Annotated in this window: 17 protein-coding genes; 10 read left to right on the forward strand and 7 right to left on the reverse strand. The window is 72.3% G+C overall.

Annotated elements, in window-relative coordinates; all coding sequences use genetic code 11:
- Nucleotides 1-261: 261 nt before the first annotated feature.
- Entirely contained in the window at nucleotides 262-615 is a 354-nt protein-coding gene (locus ACLQ29_RS08230) for a hypothetical protein (RefSeq protein WP_425771033.1), read from the reverse strand.
- Between the two features lie 97 nt (nucleotides 616-712).
- On the opposite strand from ACLQ29_RS08230, the gene ACLQ29_RS08235 reads away from it, so the two are divergent.
- Together ACLQ29_RS08235 and ACLQ29_RS08240 are read left to right on the forward strand one after the other, a co-directional pair.
- On the forward strand, nucleotides 713-1273 hold the full coding sequence (locus ACLQ29_RS08235) for a hypothetical protein (protein ID WP_425771034.1): 561 nt from the start codon (nucleotides 713-715) through the stop codon (nucleotides 1271-1273).
- A 48-nt stretch (nucleotides 1274-1321) separates the two neighbouring features.
- The gene (locus ACLQ29_RS08240) at nucleotides 1322-1624 is read left to right on the forward strand and encodes a hypothetical protein (RefSeq protein ID WP_425771035.1); all 303 of its coding nucleotides are present in this window, start codon (nucleotides 1322-1324) and stop codon (nucleotides 1622-1624) included.
- A 536-nt stretch (nucleotides 1625-2160) separates the two neighbouring features.
- Here the strand turns inward: ACLQ29_RS08240 and ACLQ29_RS08245 are convergent.
- On the reverse strand, nucleotides 2161-3726 hold the full coding sequence (locus tag ACLQ29_RS08245) for an NlpC/P60 family protein (protein WP_425771036.1): 1566 nt from the start codon (nucleotides 3724-3726) through the stop codon (nucleotides 2161-2163).
- Nucleotides 3727-3964: 238 nt separating this feature from the next.
- Between ACLQ29_RS08245 and mqnE the strand changes: the two genes are divergently transcribed.
- The 3 genes from mqnE (at nucleotide 3965) to ACLQ29_RS08260 (ending at nucleotide 5970) form a co-directional block, all read left to right on the forward strand.
- The gene (gene mqnE / locus ACLQ29_RS08250; RefSeq protein WP_393365565.1) at nucleotides 3965-5134 is read left to right on the forward strand and encodes an aminofutalosine synthase MqnE; all 1170 of its coding nucleotides are present in this window, start codon (nucleotides 3965-3967) and stop codon (nucleotides 5132-5134) included.
- Between the two features lie 23 nt (nucleotides 5135-5157).
- Entirely contained in the window at nucleotides 5158-5598 is a 441-nt protein-coding gene (locus ACLQ29_RS08255) for a hypothetical protein (RefSeq protein ID WP_425771037.1), read from the forward strand.
- A gap of 72 nt (nucleotides 5599-5670) precedes the next feature.
- On the forward strand, nucleotides 5671-5970 hold the full coding sequence (locus ACLQ29_RS08260) for a DUF4229 domain-containing protein (protein WP_425771038.1): 300 nt from the start codon (nucleotides 5671-5673) through the stop codon (nucleotides 5968-5970).
- A gap of 132 nt (nucleotides 5971-6102) precedes the next feature.
- Here the strand turns inward: ACLQ29_RS08260 and ACLQ29_RS08265 are convergent, their stop codons facing one another.
- Nucleotides 6103-7440, reverse strand: coding sequence for a C39 family peptidase (locus ACLQ29_RS08265; protein ID WP_425771039.1), 1338 nt, complete (start codon nucleotides 7438-7440; stop codon nucleotides 6103-6105).
- A 212-nt stretch (nucleotides 7441-7652) separates the two neighbouring features.
- Between ACLQ29_RS08265 and ACLQ29_RS08270 the strand changes: the two genes are divergently transcribed.
- The 4 genes from ACLQ29_RS08270 (at nucleotide 7653) to ACLQ29_RS08285 (ending at nucleotide 12851) form a co-directional block, all read left to right on the forward strand.
- The gene (locus ACLQ29_RS08270) at nucleotides 7653-9530 is read left to right on the forward strand and encodes a M14 family zinc carboxypeptidase (RefSeq protein ID WP_425771040.1); all 1878 of its coding nucleotides are present in this window, start codon (nucleotides 7653-7655) and stop codon (nucleotides 9528-9530) included.
- Nucleotides 9531-9884: 354 nt separating this feature from the next.
- Complete coding sequence (locus ACLQ29_RS08275; RefSeq protein ID WP_425771041.1) at nucleotides 9885-10814, forward strand: ABC transporter substrate-binding protein; 930 nt, start codon at nucleotides 9885-9887, stop codon at nucleotides 10812-10814.
- A 169-nt stretch (nucleotides 10815-10983) separates the two neighbouring features.
- Nucleotides 10984-12018 (forward strand): FecCD family ABC transporter permease, encoded by a 1035-nt coding sequence (locus tag ACLQ29_RS08280; protein ID WP_425771247.1) that lies wholly within the window; start codon nucleotides 10984-10986, stop codon nucleotides 12016-12018.
- Nucleotides 12015-12851 (forward strand): ABC transporter ATP-binding protein, encoded by an 837-nt coding sequence (locus tag ACLQ29_RS08285; RefSeq protein ID WP_425771042.1) that lies wholly within the window; start codon nucleotides 12015-12017, stop codon nucleotides 12849-12851. Before ACLQ29_RS08280 ends, ACLQ29_RS08285 begins: the two co-directional genes overlap by 4 nt.
- 16 nt (nucleotides 12852-12867) lie before the next feature.
- On the opposite strand, the gene ACLQ29_RS08290 is transcribed toward ACLQ29_RS08285, so the two are convergent.
- The 3 genes from ACLQ29_RS08290 to ACLQ29_RS08300 form a co-directional block, all read right to left on the reverse strand.
- Nucleotides 12868-13632: a VOC family protein gene (locus ACLQ29_RS08290; RefSeq protein WP_357244012.1), complete on the reverse strand. Its 765-nt coding sequence runs from the start codon at nucleotides 13630-13632 to the stop codon at nucleotides 12868-12870.
- A gap of 96 nt (nucleotides 13633-13728) precedes the next feature.
- Complete coding sequence (locus ACLQ29_RS08295) at nucleotides 13729-14466, reverse strand: ABC transporter permease (protein ID WP_425771043.1); 738 nt, start codon at nucleotides 14464-14466, stop codon at nucleotides 13729-13731.
- A gap of 10 nt (nucleotides 14467-14476) precedes the next feature.
- Nucleotides 14477-15418, reverse strand: coding sequence for an ABC transporter ATP-binding protein (locus ACLQ29_RS08300; RefSeq protein WP_425771044.1), 942 nt, complete (start codon nucleotides 15416-15418; stop codon nucleotides 14477-14479).
- Between the two features lie 251 nt (nucleotides 15419-15669).
- Between ACLQ29_RS08300 and ACLQ29_RS08305 the strand changes: the two genes are divergently transcribed.
- The gene (locus tag ACLQ29_RS08305) at nucleotides 15670-16281 is read left to right on the forward strand and encodes a hypothetical protein (protein ID WP_425771045.1); all 612 of its coding nucleotides are present in this window, start codon (nucleotides 15670-15672) and stop codon (nucleotides 16279-16281) included.
- Here ACLQ29_RS08305 and ACLQ29_RS08310 read toward each other — a convergent pair.
- Entirely contained in the window at nucleotides 16270-18489 is a 2220-nt protein-coding gene (locus ACLQ29_RS08310) for a HelD family protein (protein ID WP_425771046.1), read from the reverse strand. The two genes, ACLQ29_RS08305 and ACLQ29_RS08310, sit on opposite strands and share 12 nt — an antisense overlap.
- Between the last annotated feature and the right edge of the window lie 258 nt (nucleotides 18490-18747).

Raw genomic sequence — 18747 nt, forward strand, 5'->3', positions numbered from 1 at the left:
GTGTCGGTCGTCGCAGCGGGGTTGGAAACGGACGTAACAGTGCTGGGGTCAGCAGAGGTGGTCAACAAAAGCCTTTCGAGCGGGGCGCATCTTCGCGATGGCCTGCCGCGGCTGTGCCGCCGGATCGCCCGCAAGATCGCCCAGGGGCGCACACCACGCGCGCCGGGTCAGTGATCTCAGCCAGTGTACGGCGATCCGGCGAAGCCGCCAGCCGGTTGCCGGACGGTAGTGGGCGGACTCACCATCGTCCCGCTCGGTGACTCACCCATTGAGCACGCTGCCCACGAGACCGTCGAGCGCGTCACCAGCGAGGAGTACGACCATGACGCTGATCGCCACCAGCAGCCCGAGAGCGGCGGCCAGGACGATCATCACGCGGGTGTTCCGGGATCGTTCGGTCGGCGTGTCCGCCCAGCCCTGGGCCAGGATGTGCCCGGTCAGCGACCCGGAATGCTCCACCGCGTTGGCGGGTATCGCGATCGTGGCGAAGCCCGGCCCCTCGCCGCTGCCGTAGACGGTGCCGGCCAGGTCAGAGCCGCCGTTGTGCCGACCTCCGCCGCCGACCGCGCTCTGGACGGCGGGGGGACCCGAAGGCTTCCCAGTCGACGCGGCCACCCGTGAGTTTCCGCTGTCAGTTCCGGCCGCTCGGGAGGCGCTGGTGGCCCCGCGCGGGTTTCCGCTGTCAGTCCCCGCCGCTCGGGAAGCGCTGGCGGTGGACGGCGGCCAAGTCGGCAGGGCGGGCGCGGGCACCACCGGCGGCGCGGAGACGGGTGCGCCGGCCCACCCGTCGCCGGATGCCGGGCGTGTCGTCCCGGCGGTGGACGGCCATCCGGCCGGCGGTGCGGAAACCGCCGCGCTGGCCCGTACCCCGGGCGTGTCGATCATCGCCGGCGGCGGCGGGAACGGTGGTGCGGGCATCGGACCGGGCGGGCCGGGTGGCGCGGGCACCGGCGGACCGGGTGGCGGCATGGGCGGGCTCGGGATGGGCGGTGCCGGCGGGCCCGGGATGGGCGGCATCGGCGAGGGCGGCGGGACGGGTGGACCCGGAACGGGCGGAACCGGGCCGGGTGACGGCGTGGGGCGAGGCCCGGGCGTCGGCATCGGGCCGGGCGGGTACGGCCCCGGGGTGGGCGCGGGCTCCGGTTCGGCTGGCGACGGCTGGGTCGGTCCGGGGCCGGGCGGCGTGGGTGTCGGCTCCGGTGCCGGCGGCTGGCCGGGCTCGGGCGCCTGCCCCGGGTCGGTCGGCTCGGGGCGCACCGGTCCGGCGCGATAGACGGCCGGCGTGCTGCCCCGGGCGTCCGGAGTGCCCAGGTCACCGGGCGTGGCCCGACTGCTGCCGGGGACCGTGGCGCTGGCCCGCGCCGACGCCGCGGAGTCCTTCCGCTGCGCCGGCAACCAGACATCGCTGGGGCTGGGCGAGCCGGCGGCGCTGGGCGAGCCGGCGGCGCTGGGCGAGCCGGCGGCGCTGGGCGAGCCGGCGGCGCTGGGCGAGCCGGCGGGGCTGGCTGAGCCGGCGGGGCTGGCTGAGCTGGCGGCGCTGGGCGAGCCGGCGGGGCTGGTTGAGCTGGCGGGGCTGGTTGAGCCGGCGGCGCCGGGTGAGCCGGCTGAGCCGGTGGTGCGGTAGGTGGTCGGGGTGACCGGGGCGCTGACCGGCAGGTCACTGCGGAGAGCCCCCGCGGTCGCGACGCTGGCTCGGGCTCGTACCGGTGCGGCGGGCTGGTCCGGGTGATCGTCGGCGGCCGCTGTCCGACCCGCGCCGGCGACTACCGGCTGCCCGGCGTCCGCGCCGGGACCGTCCGCGCCGGGACCGTCCGCGCCGACGCTGCTGCCGGGAGCAGCGTCGACGGAGGCGTCGTCACCGGCGGCGGTGGCGGAAATGGGGCTGGCGTTCGAGGCCTCCGGGTCGGCGTCGGCGCTGGCCGGGCCGGCGGCAGGGACCGCCGCGGAGGCGTCGGTGGACACCGGGTCGACGGTGCCCGACCCGGACGGGTCGGCTTGGTCGACCACGGGGTCGACAGTCTCCGCCGGATCACTCTGCTCGGCCATCTCCGCCCTCCGCGCCATGCTCGCACCCGTACCCGAGACGTCGGGTCGGATGTGCCTGGTTGTCACGGTGCCACAGATCTTCCCGAGCGGACAGCCGGAGCCGGTCGTGGCGGATCAACCAGTGGCGCTGGGGCTGCCCGCCGAGCTGCCACTGCCCGTCACGCTTGTGCTGGCCTTCGGTGTGGTCGTCGGGGCGGTGCTGCCCGGTGCGCTGGTCGGCGCCGAGGGCAGCGTCGTCGGCGTGCTGTCCGGGGTGGGCGGCGGGGTCGGCGAGGCGCTCTCCGTCGGTGTGGGCGTCGGCGTCGGCGTGGGCGTCGCGGTGTCGGTGGGCGTCGGGGTGGCCGGCCCGGTCGGCGTCGGGGTTGGCGTCGGCTTCGTGGTCTGCGTGGGCTTCGGCGTGAGCGTCGGCTTCGGGGTGGGCTTGACGGGGGGCGTCGCGACCGGCGGGGTCGGAACGGTCACGATCGGCGCCGGCACCGCGCCGATCACCCGGGTCGCGGCGTACAGCCGGGACCAACCGACCACCGAGATCTTGACGACGTCGCCGGTGGTGGGCGCCTGCACCATCTTGCCGTTGCCGATGTACATGGCGACGTGGTGGATCGTCGTCCAGCTGCTGCCGGAGGCGAAGAAGAGCAGGTCGCCGGGGAGCAGCGCGCTCTGCGGCACGGTCCGGCTCCGGGTGGCGGCGTACTGGTCGCGGGAGACCCGCGGCAGGTCGAAGTAGTCGGCGCCCGGGGACCGGTACGCCGCCCACATCAGACCGGAGCAGTCGAACCGGTCCGGCCCCTCCTCGGACCACTTGTACGGGTCGCCGAGCTGGGCCAGCGCGTAGCGGACCGCGGCCATTGCCCGGGGGTGCGCGGCCATCCCGCTGACGTTCTGGTTGGTGACGTAGCCGGCGCCGAACTGCTGCTCGGCGGCTTCCTGCTGACGCTCGATCTCGATCAGCTGAGTGGCGTTGTTCCGGCGCAGCGTGAGCAGGCTCGCCTCGGCCGCGCGGAGGGCCGTCTCGCCCGTCGTGAACTCCGACTGGGCGGTGGTGAGCAGAGTCTTGGCTTCGGTGTGCTTCTGGTAGGCGGCCTGCTCATCGGCGTGGGCCCGGGCCAACGCCCCGGCCACTCCGGTGGTGCCGCCGTCGACCTTTTCACCGCGGGTGATCTGTTGCAGGCGGCTCAGCCCACGGAGGTCCTGGGCGAACTCGCCGGGCGGCAGCGCGGCGTCCGCCTTGACGGCTTCCGCGGCGGCCGCGTCGGCGTCCTGCTGGGCCCGGAGCAGGGCGTCCTGCGCGGTCGCGAGCACCTTGCCGGCGGCGTCGAGCTGGGCCTGGGCGTCGGTGCGTTTCTGCCGACTCTTCAGGAGCTCCTCGCCGCGCGTGCCGACCTGGGTCTCGGCGGTGTAGATCTGCGCGGCGAGCGGGCCGGTGCCGATGGTGCCCACCGGAGGCGACGGGACACCGCCGAAGGGCGGAACGCCGGGCGGTTGGAGCGCGCCGACCGCGGGCGGGCGGGCGCCGGTGTCCGGCACCGTCGTGGGCACTGCCGGATCGGCGTACGCGGGAGTGGCCAGCACGGCGGCGGCAATCGCGCCGAGCAGGGCGGCCCAGAGCTTCGGACGCAGAACCGGCGAGATCACCGGGCTCCGTCGTCGCTGCTGTCGCCCGCGCCCGCTGTAGACCATTCCGCTCCCCGTTCGACAACTCGTCGCCGCGCTCGGTGGGCGCGACCGCCGGGACGGTACCAGTGTGTGTGTTCCGCCCCACCTTGTTACTACCGCACCTCGCCACTCATGTCGATGCGTTGCAGGGTTACGGGAGGCTGAGAGTCTGGTGAAGTGGGTCGCTGTCGCCGACCGTGCCGCCGGGGTGTTCGGCTGCTCGACGTACGCTCGATTCGACCGCAGGTGGAAGGGACGTGCCATGGACGCCGGACTCAAGCGTGAGCTCGAAGCGAAGGTGTACGCCGGTGAGCGGCTGACCCGCGAGGACGGGATCGCCCTCTACGAGAGCGACGACCTGACCTGGCTGGGGCGGCTTGCGCACCACAAGCGCACCGAGCTGAACGGCGAGCGGGTGATGTTCAACGTCAACCGGCACCTCAACCTGACGAACGTCTGCTCGGCGTCCTGCGCGTACTGCTCGTTCCAGCGCAAGCCGGGCGAGAAGGACGCGTACACGATGCGCATCGACGAGGCGGTCCGCAAGGCCAAGGAGATGGAGGACGAGCAGCTCACCGAGCTGCACATCGTCAACGGCCTGCACCCCACGCTGCCCTGGCGTTACTACCCGAAGGTGCTGCGCGAGCTGAAGGCGGCGCTGCCGAACGTCAAGCTCAAGTGCTTCACGGCGACCGAGGTGCAGTGGTTCGAGAAGATCAGCGGCCTGAGCGCCGACGAGATCCTCGACGAGCTGATGGATGCCGGCCTGGAGTCGCTGACCGGCGGTGGCGCGGAGATCTTCGACTGGGAGGTCCGCCAGCACATCGTGGACCACGCCTGCCACTGGGAAGACTGGTCGCGTATCCACGCCCTGGCGCACCGCAAGGGCATGAAGACCCCGGCCACCATGCTGTACGGCCACATCGAGGAGCCCCGGCACCGGGTCGACCACGTGCTGCGGCTGCGGGAGTTGCAGGACGAGACGGGCGGCTTCGCGGTCTTCATCCCGCTGCGTTACCAGCACGACTTCGTGGACTCGGCGGACGGCAAGATCCGTAACCGGATCCAGGCGCGCACCACGATGGCCTCGCCGGCCGAGTCGCTGAAGACGTTCGCCGTCTCCCGACTGCTCTTCGACAACGTGCCACACCTGAAGAACTTCTGGGTGATGCACGGGCTGTCGGTGGCCCAGCTCTCGCTGAACTTCGGCGTGGACGACCTGGACGGCTCGGTGGTCGAATACAAGATCACGCACGACGCCGACTCGTACGGCACCCCGAACACCATGCACCGCGACGACCTGCTGCACCTGATCTGGGACGCCGGTTTCCAGCCGGTCGAGCGGGACACCCGCTACAACGTGGTACGCGAGTACGACAAGGCTCCGTCGCTGGCCGAGCGCCGCGCCGAGCCGCAGCAGGTCTGGGCCTGAGCCGCCACGTACCCTCGCAGTCGATGACCGAGCAGAGTGGTTCCGAGCAGCAGGGCGGGTTCCCCCGGCGGGACGCACAGGGGCGCGTTCGTACCCTTGGCGATCTGCTCGGGGTCTGCCTGGCCGGTCTGGTGATCGGCGCGCTGGCGTTGGTGCTTTTCGACTGGGCGTTCGCCTCGATCGGCGCCGGCGATTTCGGGCACACGAACGGCTGGCTGGCCGTGATCCTGCCGGCCTGGCTGTTCTGGGACGACTTTCGGGCCTGGGAGTTCGGGGCGGCCCGGGTGATGGCGGCGGTTGCCGCCGCCGCCGTCGGGGTGTTCGTCGGGCTGTTGATCGCCGATCTGGCCGCCGCCGGCCTGCCGACGCTGTTCTCCGGGACGTTGGCGGCGGGGGCGTTCACAGTGGTGTACGCGATGATCTGGTTCCCGGGCGTCCGCTGGCTGTCCCGCCGGACCGGCTGACCGGACCGCCCGCGGGGCGGATCGACAGTCCCGTCGGCACCGGCGGGCGACGAAGAGAACGGAGTGGTGCGGGTGAGCGCCGCGCTCAAGTACACCCTGGGCCGGATCGGGCTGTTCGTCGCCGTGCTGGCGGGCCTCTGGCTGATCGACGTGAACGTGTTCCTGAAGCTGATGTTGGCGCTGGCCTTCTCTGCCGCGCTCTCCTTCTTCCTGCTCCGCGGCTGGCGCGACGAGATGGCCGGAGAGGTCGCCGAAGCCACCGAGCGCCGCCGCGCCGAAAAGGAACGCCTCCGCTCCGCCCTGGCCGGCGAAGACCAAACCCCAACCCCAACCCCCGACCCCCCCACCCAGGCCCCCGACTCCCAGCGTTGATCATGAGGTTATAGCCATGACACGCCGAGTAGTCGGGCGATAACCTCATGATCACCTGCGCGGGACCGGGGGCCGGGGGCCGGGAGGGGTCGGGTGGGGGTCGGGTGGGGGTCGGGTGGGCGGGGGTTGGGGTTACCAGTTGGTGGAGTTGGGGACCTTGGGCCAGGGCTTTGCGGTGGGCTTGATCAGGTACGCGATGCCGCCGGAGCCACCGGAGACGCCACCGCTGGCGTTCGTGCGCTTGGTCCGCAGCCAGATCTGCTCGAACTGCGCGCGCTTGTAGACGTTGCGCACCACGTCGTTGCTCGACGAGGCGGGGTCGTTGACGATCACGTCGCCCTCGGCGGTGAAGCCGACCACCACGAAGAGGTGCCCGGAGGTGCCGTAGTTCGCCCCGTCCAGCTCGCTGGCGAGGAAGGACTGGCTGGTCACCACGGGTATGCCGGCGGCGATGAAGCGCTCCAGCTCGTCCAGTGAGTGCAGTCGGGTCACCCGCCCCTCCAGGCCGGGGAAGCTGGCCGCGTACGCGGTGTTGAACGGCCAGTTGCCGGCCCCGTCGTACGCGTAGTCGAAGGTCATCCGGGCCGCGTGGTTGACGGTGGGGTCCGGGTAGGTCGGGTCCACCCAGGAGGTGTCGGCCGCCGACGGCTTGCGACCCCAGTACTCGACCACCATCTCGGTGGAGGTGGGTGAGCACCACGCCTCGCCGCCGCCGTCGTACTCGGGATAGTGCCCGGCGTGCACGTTCTGCGAGTAGCGCGGCACCGGCAGCTCGACGCCCCAGGCGATGTGCCCGGCGCTCGGCGGCACGGTGAAGCGGTCCGGCACTGTCGAACTCATCGCGCCGAGCATCCGGACCACCGGCGCGGCGGTCTGCCCGGGTGCCCGGTAGAGGGTCAACCGCAGTTGGTACGACCGCAGCAGCACCCCGGCGTCGGCGTCGTCGATGCTGAAGGTGTCGGTCCAGATCGTCGACCAGGGATCGCCCTGCGGCTCGACGCTTGTCCGCCTGATGTCGGTGTCGCCGGACGCCCAGCGACCCATGACGTACCACGGGGTCTGGTCGCCGCTCGTGTAGCTGCCCTGCATCTCCACCTGGATCCAGGTGCCGGCGGGGGTCTCGGCGTTCCACGAGGCGATCAGTTCGGTGGCGTCGAACCCGATCCGGGTCACCGGTGAGGTCCAGGTGCCGTACTCCCAGGTGCGGGTGGTGCCGGTGTGCGGGTCGGCGTACTCGGTGGTGCCGGCCGGGCGGGCCAGGGTGAGGCCCGCTCGGGCGCCGGGCACCACGCGGGTGCCGGCCCGGCTGCCCCGGTGCCAGTCGGCGGGCCCGGACCAGTCCTGGAAGGTGATCTGCTCGTCGTGACCGGCGGTGGGTGGGCGGCCTGCCATCGCGGGCGCGGTGGTGGCGAGCAGGGTGAGTGCGGTGACGCCGGCGAGGGCGCCCGCGCGCATGCGGGATCTGGCCATGAGTGCTCCGCGGGTGTCGAGAGGGGCATCGTCGCTGGTCAGTTTTCCGCTCGGAAGGAAGTTTCGCCAGATGTTGGCGTATGGAAAATCATTGCCGCCGCGATGATCCGCCTGGGATGGACCAGGCAGCGATCAATGTTGATATGACCATGTGACAGGTGGTGAAGTGTCCTTCACCGAGCGGGATCTCCCGCCCATCGAGGAGGTAGTCCATGGCCCTCCGCACGCCCACCCCTCTCCGCCGCGTCCTGGTGCTCGCCGTCGTCACCGGGCTGGGCATCGTCACCGTCGCCGCCGGTCCGGTCGCCGCCCGACCGGCACCGGACCGCGGCACCGAGCCGGCCGCCGCCAGCTACCGGGTGCTCGGGCCCCGGACCCTCGCCGACCGCAACGCGGTGGCCCGCACCGGAGCCGCCATCGACTACTCCGAACACGGGGTCCTGCACATCTCGGCCACCGCCGGTGAGGCCGCCGCGATCGGCAAGCTCGGCTTCCGGCTGGAACCGCTGGCCCCGCCGCCGAACGCCGAGCGGGGCGCCGGCGAGATCGGCACCTTGGCCTTCCCGCCCGCCGACTCCAACTACCACGACTACGCGGAACTGACCGCCGTCGTGAACCAGGTCGTCGCCGACCATCCGGCGATCGCCCGCAAGATCAGCATCGGTTCGTCGTACGAGGGCCGCGACCTGATGGCGGTGAAGATCTCCGACAACGTCGGCACCGACGAGAACGAGCCGGAGATCCTGTTCAACTCCCAGCAGCACGCCCGCGAGCACCTGACCGTCGAGATGGCGATCTACCTGCTCAACCTCTTCACCGACAGCTACGGCAGCGACTCCCGGATCGCCAACATCGTCAACAGCCGGGAGATCTGGATCGTGCCGACGGTCAACCCGGACGGCAGCGAGTACGACATCGCCACCGGGTCGTACCGGTCCTGGCGCAAGAACCGGCAACCCAACAGCGGCTCGTCGAACGTCGGCACCGACCTGAACCGCAACTGGGGCTACAACTGGGGCTGCTGCGGCGGCTCGTCCGGCAGCACCTCGTCGGAGACCTACCGCGGGCCGTCGGCGTTCTCCGCCCCCGAGACGCAGGCGCTGCGCAACTTCGTCAACGGCCGGGTGGTCGGCGGCGTGCAGCAGATCAAGGCGAACATCGACTTCCACACGTACTCGCAGTTGGTGCTCTGGCCGTACGGCTACACCACCGCGAACACCGCGACCGGGATGAGCGCGGACCAGTACAACACCTTCGCCACCATCGGTCAGCAGATGGCCGCCACCAACAACTACACCCCGGAGCAGTCCAGCGACCTCTACATCACCGACGGGGACAGCCTCGACTGGATGTGGGCCACCCACAACATCTGGGCGTACACCTTCGAGATGTACCCCGGCTCGTCCGGCGGTGGCGGCTTCTACCCGCCCGACGAGGTCATCCCCGCCCAGACCACCCGCAACCGCGAGGCCGTGCTGCTGCTCAGCGAGTACGCCGACTGCCCGTACCGGGCCATCGGCAAGCAGGCGCAGTACTGCGGCGGTGGTGGCGGCACCACGGTCTGGTCGGACACCTTCGAGACCGCCACCGGGTGGACCATCAACCCGGCCGGCACCGACACCGCCACCCTCGGCGTCTGGGAACGGGGCGCCGCCCAGGCGACCACGTCCTCCGGCGCCAAGCAGCTCACCCCGTACGCCGGGTCCAACGACCTGGTGACCGGCCGGCTCGCCGGCTCGGCCGCCGGTGACTACGACGTCGACGGCGGCGTGACAAGCGCCAGGTCCCCGGCGGTGACCCTGCCGTCGTCCGGCACGCTGACCCTCTCGCTGGCCTGGTACCTGGCGCACGGGTCGAACGCCTCGTCCGCGGACTACCTGCGGGTGAGCGTGGTGCACAACGGCGGCACGACCGCGCTGCTCACCCAGGCCGGCGCGGCGACCAACCGCAACGGGAGCTGGGCGGTGGCCAACCTCAACCTCAGCCCGTACGCCGGTCAGTCGGTCCGCATCCTCGTCGAGGCGGCGGACGCCTCCGGAGCCAGCCTCGTGGAGGCCGCTGTGGACAACGTCACCATCACGTCCTCCTGATCGGGTGGGGCCCCGTCCCGCCCCTGACGGGGCCCCACCACCCGCTCCCGAGCCCCAGATCCGGGACATATGCCTCCCCGCGCCTGCCGGGCCGATCAACGAGCGACGATCGGTCCTTGATCGATCCGGCACGTCCCGGCGGTGCGCTACCGTCTTAGCGACCAGTCCGCAGCGAAGCCGGTGCGAAACCCGGCGCTGTCCCGCAACTGTGAAGCCCCACCGGCCGGTGGGGACAAGCCAGGTCGCCTACGGATCGGTCGCGATACGCGCTCTCGAGGAAGGGCGCCTCGTGGGCGGGCGTACGAAAGTCCCTGTCGGCGAAGCACCACACTCCTCGACCGACAGGAGGCCCCCATGAACAGACGTACCCCTCGGCTCTTCGCCGCGACCCTCGCGGTCGCCGCGCTCGCCCTCGGCGCCTGCGCCGAGAAGACCGACGACAAGCCCAGTGCCGGCACCGCGGCCGCCGCGTACCCGGTGACGGTCGGCGCGCTCACTCTCGACAAGCGCCCCGAGAAGATCGTCGTGCTGTCGCCCACCGCCACCGAGATGCTCTTCGCGATCGGTGCCGGCCCGCAGGTCACCGCCGTCGACGACCAGTCGAACTACCCGGCCGACGTGCCGAAGACCGACCTCTCCGCCTTCCAGCCCAACGCCGAGGCGATCGCCGGCAAGAACCCCGACCTCGTGGTGCTCTCCGACGACCGCAACAAGGTCGTCGAGCAGCTCGGCAAACTGAAGATCCCGGTCTACCGGACGCCGGCGGCAACCACGCTCGACGACTCGTACCGGCAGATCACCGAGCTGGGCACGCTGACCGGGCACGCCGACCAGGCCGCCGACGTGGCCGCCCGGATGAAGGACGACATCGCCAAGCTGGTCAAGGACGTGCCGCAGCGCGCCGAGAAGCTCACCTACTTCCACGAGCTGGGCCCGGAGCTGTACAGCGCGACGAGCAAGACCTTCATCGGCTCGCTCTACAGCCAGGCCGGTCTGACGAACATCGCCGACCCCGCCGACGCGGACGGCAAGAGCGCCGGCTACCCGCAGCTGTCCCAGGAGTTCATCGTCAAGGCCGACCCGGACTTCGTCTTCCTGGCCGACGCCAAGTGCTGCCAGCAGAGCGCCGACACGGTCAAGGCTCGCAGCGGCTGGGCCGGCCTCACCGCGGTGAAGAACAACCAGGTGGTCGCGCTTGACGACGACATCGCCTCCCGCTGGGGACCGCGAGTCGTGGACCTGCTCCGGGTGATCATCGACGCGGTCGCCAAGGTGCCCGCGTGACCGTCGTGAGTCAGTGACCGGGTCGCGACAGGTGTCCGAACCGGTACCCACCCGGCCGGCCGAGACCCCGCCGGCGAGCGCGCCCGCTGGCCCGCCGCCGGAGGGCTCGCCCGCTGGGTCGTCCGCGGCCCGGCCCGCCGGGCAGGAGTCCGCGGCCCGGCCCGCCGGGCTGCGGGTGCGCTGGCTGGTCGCCGGGGTGTTCGCGGTGCTCGTCGCGCTCGTCGTCGGGGTGTCGCTCGGCCCGGTGAGCCTGCCTCCGGGCAGCGTCGCCGCCGAACTGCTCAACCTGATCCCGGGGGTGCACCTCGACAGCGGGCTGACCGAGCGGGAGATCGCGATCGTCACCGAGCTGCGGCTGCCCCGGGTGGTGCTGGGCCTGCTCGTCGGCGGCCTGCTCGCCATGGCCGGCGGGTGCTACCAGGGTGTGTTCCGCAACCCGCTGGCCGACCCGTACCTGCTGGGTGTGGCCGCGGGCGCCGGCCTCGCGGTCACCGCGGCGATCGCCCTCGGCGGCGCCGGCCGGCAGGGCGCGATCTCGGGGCTGCCGATGACCATTCCGCTGGCCGCGTTCGCCGGCTCGCTGCTGGCCGTCACGATGACCTACGTGCTCGGCGCGGCCGGCGGGCGACGCGGCTCGCCCGCGATGCTGATCCTGGCCGGGGTGGCGGTCTCCGCGTTCCTCTCCGCCGGGCAGACGTACCTGCTGCAACGACACTCCGACAGCATCCAGCCGGTCTATTCCTGGCTGCTCGGTCGGCTGGCCACCGCCGGTTGGCACGACGTGCTGCTGGTGTTGCCGTACGCCGCCCTGACCACTGTGGTGGTGCTGCTGCACCGCCGTGAGCTGGACGTCCTCGCGGTGGGTGACGACGAGGCGAGGAGTCTGGGCCTGCACCCGCAACGCACCCGCTACCTGCTGATCGCCGCCGCCTCCCTGGGCACCGCGGCGGCGGTCTCCGCGACCGGGCTGATCGGCTTCGTCGGCATCATCGTGCCGCACACCGTCCGGTTGCTCGCCGGGTCGAGCTACCGGGTGATCCTGCCGATGTCGCTGCTGTTCGGCGGCGCGTTCCTGGCACTCACCGACGTGGTGGCCCGCACCGCCGCCGCTCCCTCCGAGGTGCCGATCGGAGTGGTGACCGCGCTGCTGGGCGGCCCGTTCTTCGTGCTGGTGCTGCGAACGGCCCGCCGGGTGCTCACATGAGCCGCGAAGCCACCGCCGGCCCGCCCGCCGGCGCTCGGTCGGCCGCCGGCGGCGTGCCGGCCATCGAGGTACGCGGGCTGCACGTGAGCCTGGACGGCACACCGATCCTGACCGGCGTCGACCTCACCGTCGCCGTCGGCGAGTGGGTCACCGTGATCGGCCCGAACGGCGCCGGCAAGTCGACCCTGTTGCGCGCCGTCGGCGGCCTGCTGCCCGCGCCGGGGGCGATCACCCTGTTCGGTACGGCGAGCGCCGCGCTGCGCCGCCGGGACCGCGCCCGGGTGGTGGCCACGGTGGCGCAGTCCCCGGTGGTACCGCCCGGCATGTCGGTGCTGGACTACGTGCTGCTCGGACGTACCCCGTACATCCCGGCGCTGGGCCGGGAGTCGACGGCCGACGTCGACGCCGCGTACGACGTGCTGGGGCGGTTGAACCTCACCGGCTTCCAGCGCCGCGAACTGGCCACCCTCTCCGGGGGCGAACGGCAACGGGTGTTCCTCGCCCGGGCGCTCGCCCAGGGCGCGACCCTGCTGTTGCTGGACGAGCCGACAAGCGCGCTCGACATCGGTCACCAGCAGGAGGTGCTGGAGCTTGTCGACCAGCTACGCCGCGAGCACGGTCTGACCGTCCTCGCCACGATGCACGACCTCTCCCTGGCCGGCGAGTACGCCGACCGGATGGTCATGCTCGACGGCGGTGAGGTGGTCGCCGCCGGAACTCCGGCCGAGGTGCTCACCGAGCACCTGCTCGCCACCCACTACCGGGCCAGTGTGCGGGTCGTCCCCGGCACCCACGGCCCTCTGGTGGTCCCGGTCCGCCCCACCCGCCCCTGAGCACGCAGGCGCTGGGTCAGGGGCCCAGGTCGATGACGGAGAAGAGGGCGCCCTGGGGGTCGCGGAGAGCGGCGAAGCGGCCCGCCGGGATGTCGCGGGGTGGGACGAGGATCGTTCCGCCCAGCTCGGCGGCGCGGGCCGCGGCGGCGTCCGCGTCGGTCACCGCGAAGTACACGGTCCAGTACGCCGGCAGGTCGGCCGGGAAGTCGTCGGCCAGCGGCGGCATCATCCCGGCGACGATCTGCGTCCCGAGCCGCCACCCGGTGTACGTCATCGGGCCCACCGCCTGGTCGTCGGGCTGCCAGCCGAACACCAGTTCGTAGAAGACCTTCGCGCCCTCGGGGTCGGGGGTGACGAGCTCGTTCCAGCTCATCGCGCCCGGCACGTTGAACACCTCGGCGCCGGCCATCGCCAGTGGCTGCCAGACGCTGAACGTGGCGCCCGCCGGGTCGGCGAAGACCGCCATCCAGCCTCGGTCGAAGACCTCGAACGGCGGCACCACCACCTGCCCGCCGGCCCGTTCGACTCGACCGGCGACCAGTTCGGCGTCGTCGGTGGCGAGGTACGTCGACCAGATGGGCACCTGGTCCGGGATCGCCGGCGGCCCGGCCCCGGCCACCGGTCTGCCGTCGAGCAGGAAGACCGTGTAGCCGCCCGCCTCGGGTTCCGGGGTGACCCGACCGGTCCAACCGAACAGCTCGGGGTAGAAACGCCGCGCGTCGGTCAGGTCCGGGGTGGCCAGGTCGGCCCAGCAGGGCGTGCCCGGCGGGACGGTGCTCACGGTCAAAGACCCCTCTCGGCCCGGGTGGCCACGGCGACCCCCTGCCGGAATCCTGGCACCGTCCCGCCGCGGCGCGGGGCGGAAACGGACGAATCGTCAGCTGAACCGGCGACCCTCGTCCCGCCGGTACGCCCAGCCGGCGAGCGCGGCGAGCAGCACCACCCAGACGCCCAGCATGATCAGTGCCAGCGGCTCGACGGGGTAGTCACCGACCGCCGACCACATCAGTTCGGCCACCCCCCGGGTGGGCAGGAACGGCGCGATCGTCTCGATGAAGCCGGGCGCGTCTCCCGGCGCGGAGAGCAGCCCGCCGCCGAACGCGAGCGGCAGGAAGACCACCTGGGCCACCACGATCGCGGCCTTGCTCGGCAGCGAGTAGCCGATGGCGAGGCCCATCAGCGTGAACGGCACCGAGATGACGGCAATCGTGACGGCGGTCAACAGGAACGCCGCCGGGGTGACCCGGGCCGGCGTGAGCGTCGCGCCGATGACCACGACCGGGATCAGGGACAGGTACGTCAGCGCCAGGCCGGCCAGCACCCGGCCCGCGAAGCGGGGCGCCGACCCGGCCGGCAGGGTCCGGGTGTACGGGTTCCAGGGCTGGTCACGGTCCTCCGCGACGCCGACGCCGTACTGGAAGATGTTGGCGCTCATCACCGAGAAGGTGACCATCGACGCGGTGGCGAAGGTGGCGCCGACCGCGTCGTCGCGGGCGAACGGCACCACGAAGAAGATCATGGCGGCGGCCGGGAAGAAGGCGCTGCCGACGACGGCCACCGGGATTCGGATGATCTCCAGGAGCTGGTAGCGGGCGTGGACCAGGGCGAGCTGCACGGTGGCCTCCTCAGGCGGTGGTGGACCGACCGCCGGCAGCGGTGGTGGCGGGCCGGTCTCCGCTGGCGCGCTGACCCCCGACGGGCACGTCCCCGCTGGTGATGGCGAGGAACGCCTCCTCCAGCGAGGTCGGCCGTACCTCCAGGTCGCTGAAGGTGGTCCGGGCCGTGACCAACGCGCGGACCAGTTCGTCGGCGTCGGTGGTGAGCAGGTGCAGCCGCCCGTCGATCCGTTCACTGCGAACAACCCCGGGCAGGTCGGGGAGGTCGTCGGCGACCAGGCTGACCCGGCGTACGCCGACGATGCCGCGCACCGCGTCCACCGTGTCGTCGGCGAGCACCCGCCCCTGCCCGATGACGACCACCCGCTGTGCCAGCGCCTCCACCTCCTCCAGGTAGTGGCTGCTCAACAGCACGGTGCCGCCGTCGGCGTGGAACGCGCGGATCGCCTCCCACAGGCTGTGCCGGGCGGTGACGTCCAGGCCGGTGGTCGGTTCGTCGAGCAGCACCAGGCGGGGCCGGCCGACGAACGCCAGCGCCACCGCCAACCGACGGCGCTGCCCACCGGAGAGCCCGCCACACTGCCGTCGGACGAGATCGCCCAGACCGAAGCGGTCGAGCAACTCCCCGCGGGGCACCGGGTCCGGATAGTGCGCCGAGACGAAGTCGACGACCTCACCGACGCGCAGCGTGCCCGGCAGGCCGGTCTCCTGCGGAGTGACCCCGATCTGCCGGCGGCTCGCCGGGTCGCGGGGGTCGCCGCCAAACAGCTCGACCCGCCCGGACGTGGGGCGGCGCAGGCCCACCAGCAGGTTCATCAGGGTGCTCTTGCCGGCGCCGTTCGGCCCGAGCAGGCCGACCAGCTCACCGGCCCGGACTTCCAGGTCGACGCGGTCGAGGGCGAGGACGTCGCCGTACCGGCGGCTGGCCTGGTCGGCGCGGACGAGGGTCATGTCAGCTCCTCGGGCATTCACACTGCCCCCGCGGCGGCGTCGTGGGGAAGCAGGTCGTGGCGGGTTACCCCCCAGCACGAACCCTAGGACGCGGAGTCAAAGTGCGGTGCCCCCGACGTCGCGGGCGGGGTCACCAGGTCGCGGGGGCAGTGCCTATGGTGGCAGCGGCGGCGGCTGACCCGTCGCACAGGACACAGAGGAGGGTCCGTGTCGAGCCCGCACAGCGAGCTGAACGCCCAGCCGGGGCGTCGATGATCGTCGACGAGAGTCACGCACGGTACGTCGAAGGGCTCACCCGACTGCTCCCCACCGGCGAACGGGTGCGTGCCGTGGCCCGCGTCCACGTGGGCGGTGGTCTGACCCCGGCGGCACCCCCGCAGCCGGCGACGCCACCTGCCTCCGGCGGGCCGAGCCTATTGGGCGCCCTGTTCATTGTGCTCTCGCCGAACATCACCTTCGGCCGGGCCGACGACGCCGTCGACTGGCTCTTCTTCGGTGTCGGAGGTCGAGGCGAACCGGGTTCGCAGGCATCTCTGCTGCACCATGCCCTGACCGTGGCGACGAAGGGTTCCGGCCTCCGCGACGTCGTGCTGGGGGTCACCGACGAGCGGTTGCTGCTCGGCGCGACAGCACCGGTCGGGCTGTTCTCCAGTTCGGGAGCGAGCGACCGGGCGCAGGCCGACGTCGAACTGCTCGGGTCGGCGCCGCGCACGACGGTGGCCGCCCGGGTCGGCTGGTACCGGTTGAACTGGAAGCGGCTGCGGCTCGACTTCGCCGACGGTTCGTGGTTGTCGTTCCACGTGCCGCTGGCTGACTCCGGCCGCCCCCTGCGCGAGGTAGCGACGGCCGTGTCAGCCGGCTGAGCCGCCCCCGAGCGGGGCGGGCAGCGGCTCGCGGTGCAGCACCGCCAACCGGGACACCGCCCGGGTGAGCACCACGTACAGCCGGTGCAGCCCGCGCGGCTCGGCCGCGACGATCGCGGCCGGCTCGACCACCACCACATGGTCGTACTCCAGGCCCTTGACCAGCGTGGCGGGCACCACGGTGACCCGCTCCGCGGCCGCGACGTCGTCGGCGGTCGCGGTCGCGACACCGGCGGCGGCCAGCGCCGCGCGCAGTTCGTCGACCGCGTCGTCGGCCGCGATCACACCCACCGAGCCGTCGTGCGCGAGCGCCGCCCGCACCTCGGCCACCGTCTCCGCGACCAGGTCGGTCACGGTACGCACGTCCAGGCCGCCGTCGTGGCGCAGCGACTCGGCCGGCGGTACGTCCACCGCGAGTGCCGGGAGCAGCAGGTTCGCGAACGCGACAACCGCGGCGGGCACCCGGAAACCAACTGTCAACGGGACCACCACGGCGTCTGGCTTGCCCAGGTGGGCGAGGGATTCCCGCCAGTCCGTCGCCGCCCACGGCGCGGTGCCCTGGGCGAGGTCACCGAGGAGGGTGACCGAGCCGTGCTCGCTGCGCCGGGCAATGGCCCGACACTGCATCGGGGAGAGGTCCTGCGCCTCGTCCACCACCACGTGCCCGAAACCGGAGGGCCGTTCCAGCAGCCCGGCCGCCTCGTCGAGCAACACCACGTCGGCGGCCGTCCAGCGGGTCGCCTTCGCGGTGCGGGCCGGCTTCACCCAGCTGAGCAACGCCTGCTCGGTGTCGGTGAGCAGGCCGTCCGCCGCAGCGGCGAGCCGTACCGGGTCGGAGAGCAGACCGAACACCAGCCCTTCCGGGGTGAGTGCCGGCCAGACCGCGTCCAGGAAGTCGAGCACCGGACGGCAGCGGCCCATCCGGCGCAACCAGGCGTCGCTCGGCGACTCCGCCCGCCGCGCCTCGGCCTGTCGTTGCAGCAGGCTCACCACTCGCGCGCGGACCCGCTCCCGACCCGTGCCGTACGGCAGCCCTTCCCGGCGGGTCTCCTCGACGATCCGGTGCAACGGCTCCAGCCCGATCCGCCAGCGGAACGAACCGTCCGACACGGTGATCGGTTCGGTGGCCGAGCCGATCTGTGCCTGCACCGCGCGGTGCAACACACACGCCATGCGTACGTCGTGCTTGAGCACGGCGACCTCCGGCGCCTCGACCGCCCGAACCGGCACCCGGGCAATCAACTCCTCCACCGTGGCCTGCTCGACCTCGACCTCACCGAGCGCCGGCAACACCGCCGCGATGTAGGACAGGAACGCCCTGTTCGGCCCGACGATCAACACACCCGCCCGCCGCAGCCGCTCCCGATGCAGATACAGCAGGTACGCGGCCCGGTGCAGGCCGACAGCCGTCTTCCCCGTGCCCGGCGCCCCCTGCACACAGATCGAGTCGGCAAGGTCGGCCCGAACCAGCTCGTCCTGCTCCGGCTGAATCGTGGCGACGATGTCCCGCATCGGCCCGACACGCGGCCGCTCGATCTCGGCGGTGAGGATCCGACTGGTCGTGCCGAGCTCTTCGCCCCGATCGAGACGCTCATCCTCGAAACTGGTCAGCACCCCGTTGCTGAACCCGAACCGTCGCCGGACCGCCACGCCCTGCGGATCCCGCGCGCTGGCCTGGTAGAACGACCGAGAGACCGGCGCCCGCCAGTCCAGCACCAACGGCTCGCCGCGGTCGTCGGCGACATGCCGCCGCCCCACGTGATACCGCCGACCCTCATGATCTGAGCTGCGCACACCCACGCCGGGATCCCCGTCACTGGCCCTGCCGCCGGTGCTGCCGGTGTCGGTGGTGCCGTGCGTGGTGGTGCCGTGCGTGGTGCCGCTGCCGTTGCCGCTGCCGCTGCCGCTGCCGCTGCCGTTGCCGCTGCCGCTGCCGCTGTCGGTGGTGTCGGTGCCGTCGGGGTCGGTGGACTCGGTGAAGTCCAGGCGGCCGAAGAACAGGGGCGTTGTCGGGTCGTCGGCCAGCTCGGCCACCCGACGGGCCAGGGTGCGGCCGAGTGTCTCCGCCGCGTACGCGTCGCCGGCCACCTGGTCACCGGTGGCGAAGAGGGCTTCGGCCCGGTCCCGCATTCGCCGCAGCGCGTTCCGCGATGCTGCCAGGTGTGCGCGTTCGGCGGACAGATCGGTGTCGAGGTCAAGTGCGGGCATGCTGACGTCCCATCGTTCACATCTGCTGCGCGCTCGCGTGTCCGGGGGCGGATGGCCGGCCGCCCGGCGCGAAGACGTCCGTTCCGGTGCAGCTCACCTCGGCCGTCAAGCGGGCTGCAACCCTACGCTCCCAAGCCCGTCCGTTCCACCGAATTACCCACGCAACCACCCGTAGGAGAGGGCGTGTCGCCGGGCGCGGCGCACGAAAGTGGGCGTGTCGGCGGGCAGTAACGCGGTGGGCGTCGCACCGGGTGCAGC

Source organism: Micromonospora sp. DT228 (assembly GCF_049841595.1).
In the GTDB taxonomy this organism is placed as follows: Bacteria; Actinomycetota; Actinomycetes; order Mycobacteriales; family Micromonosporaceae; genus Micromonospora.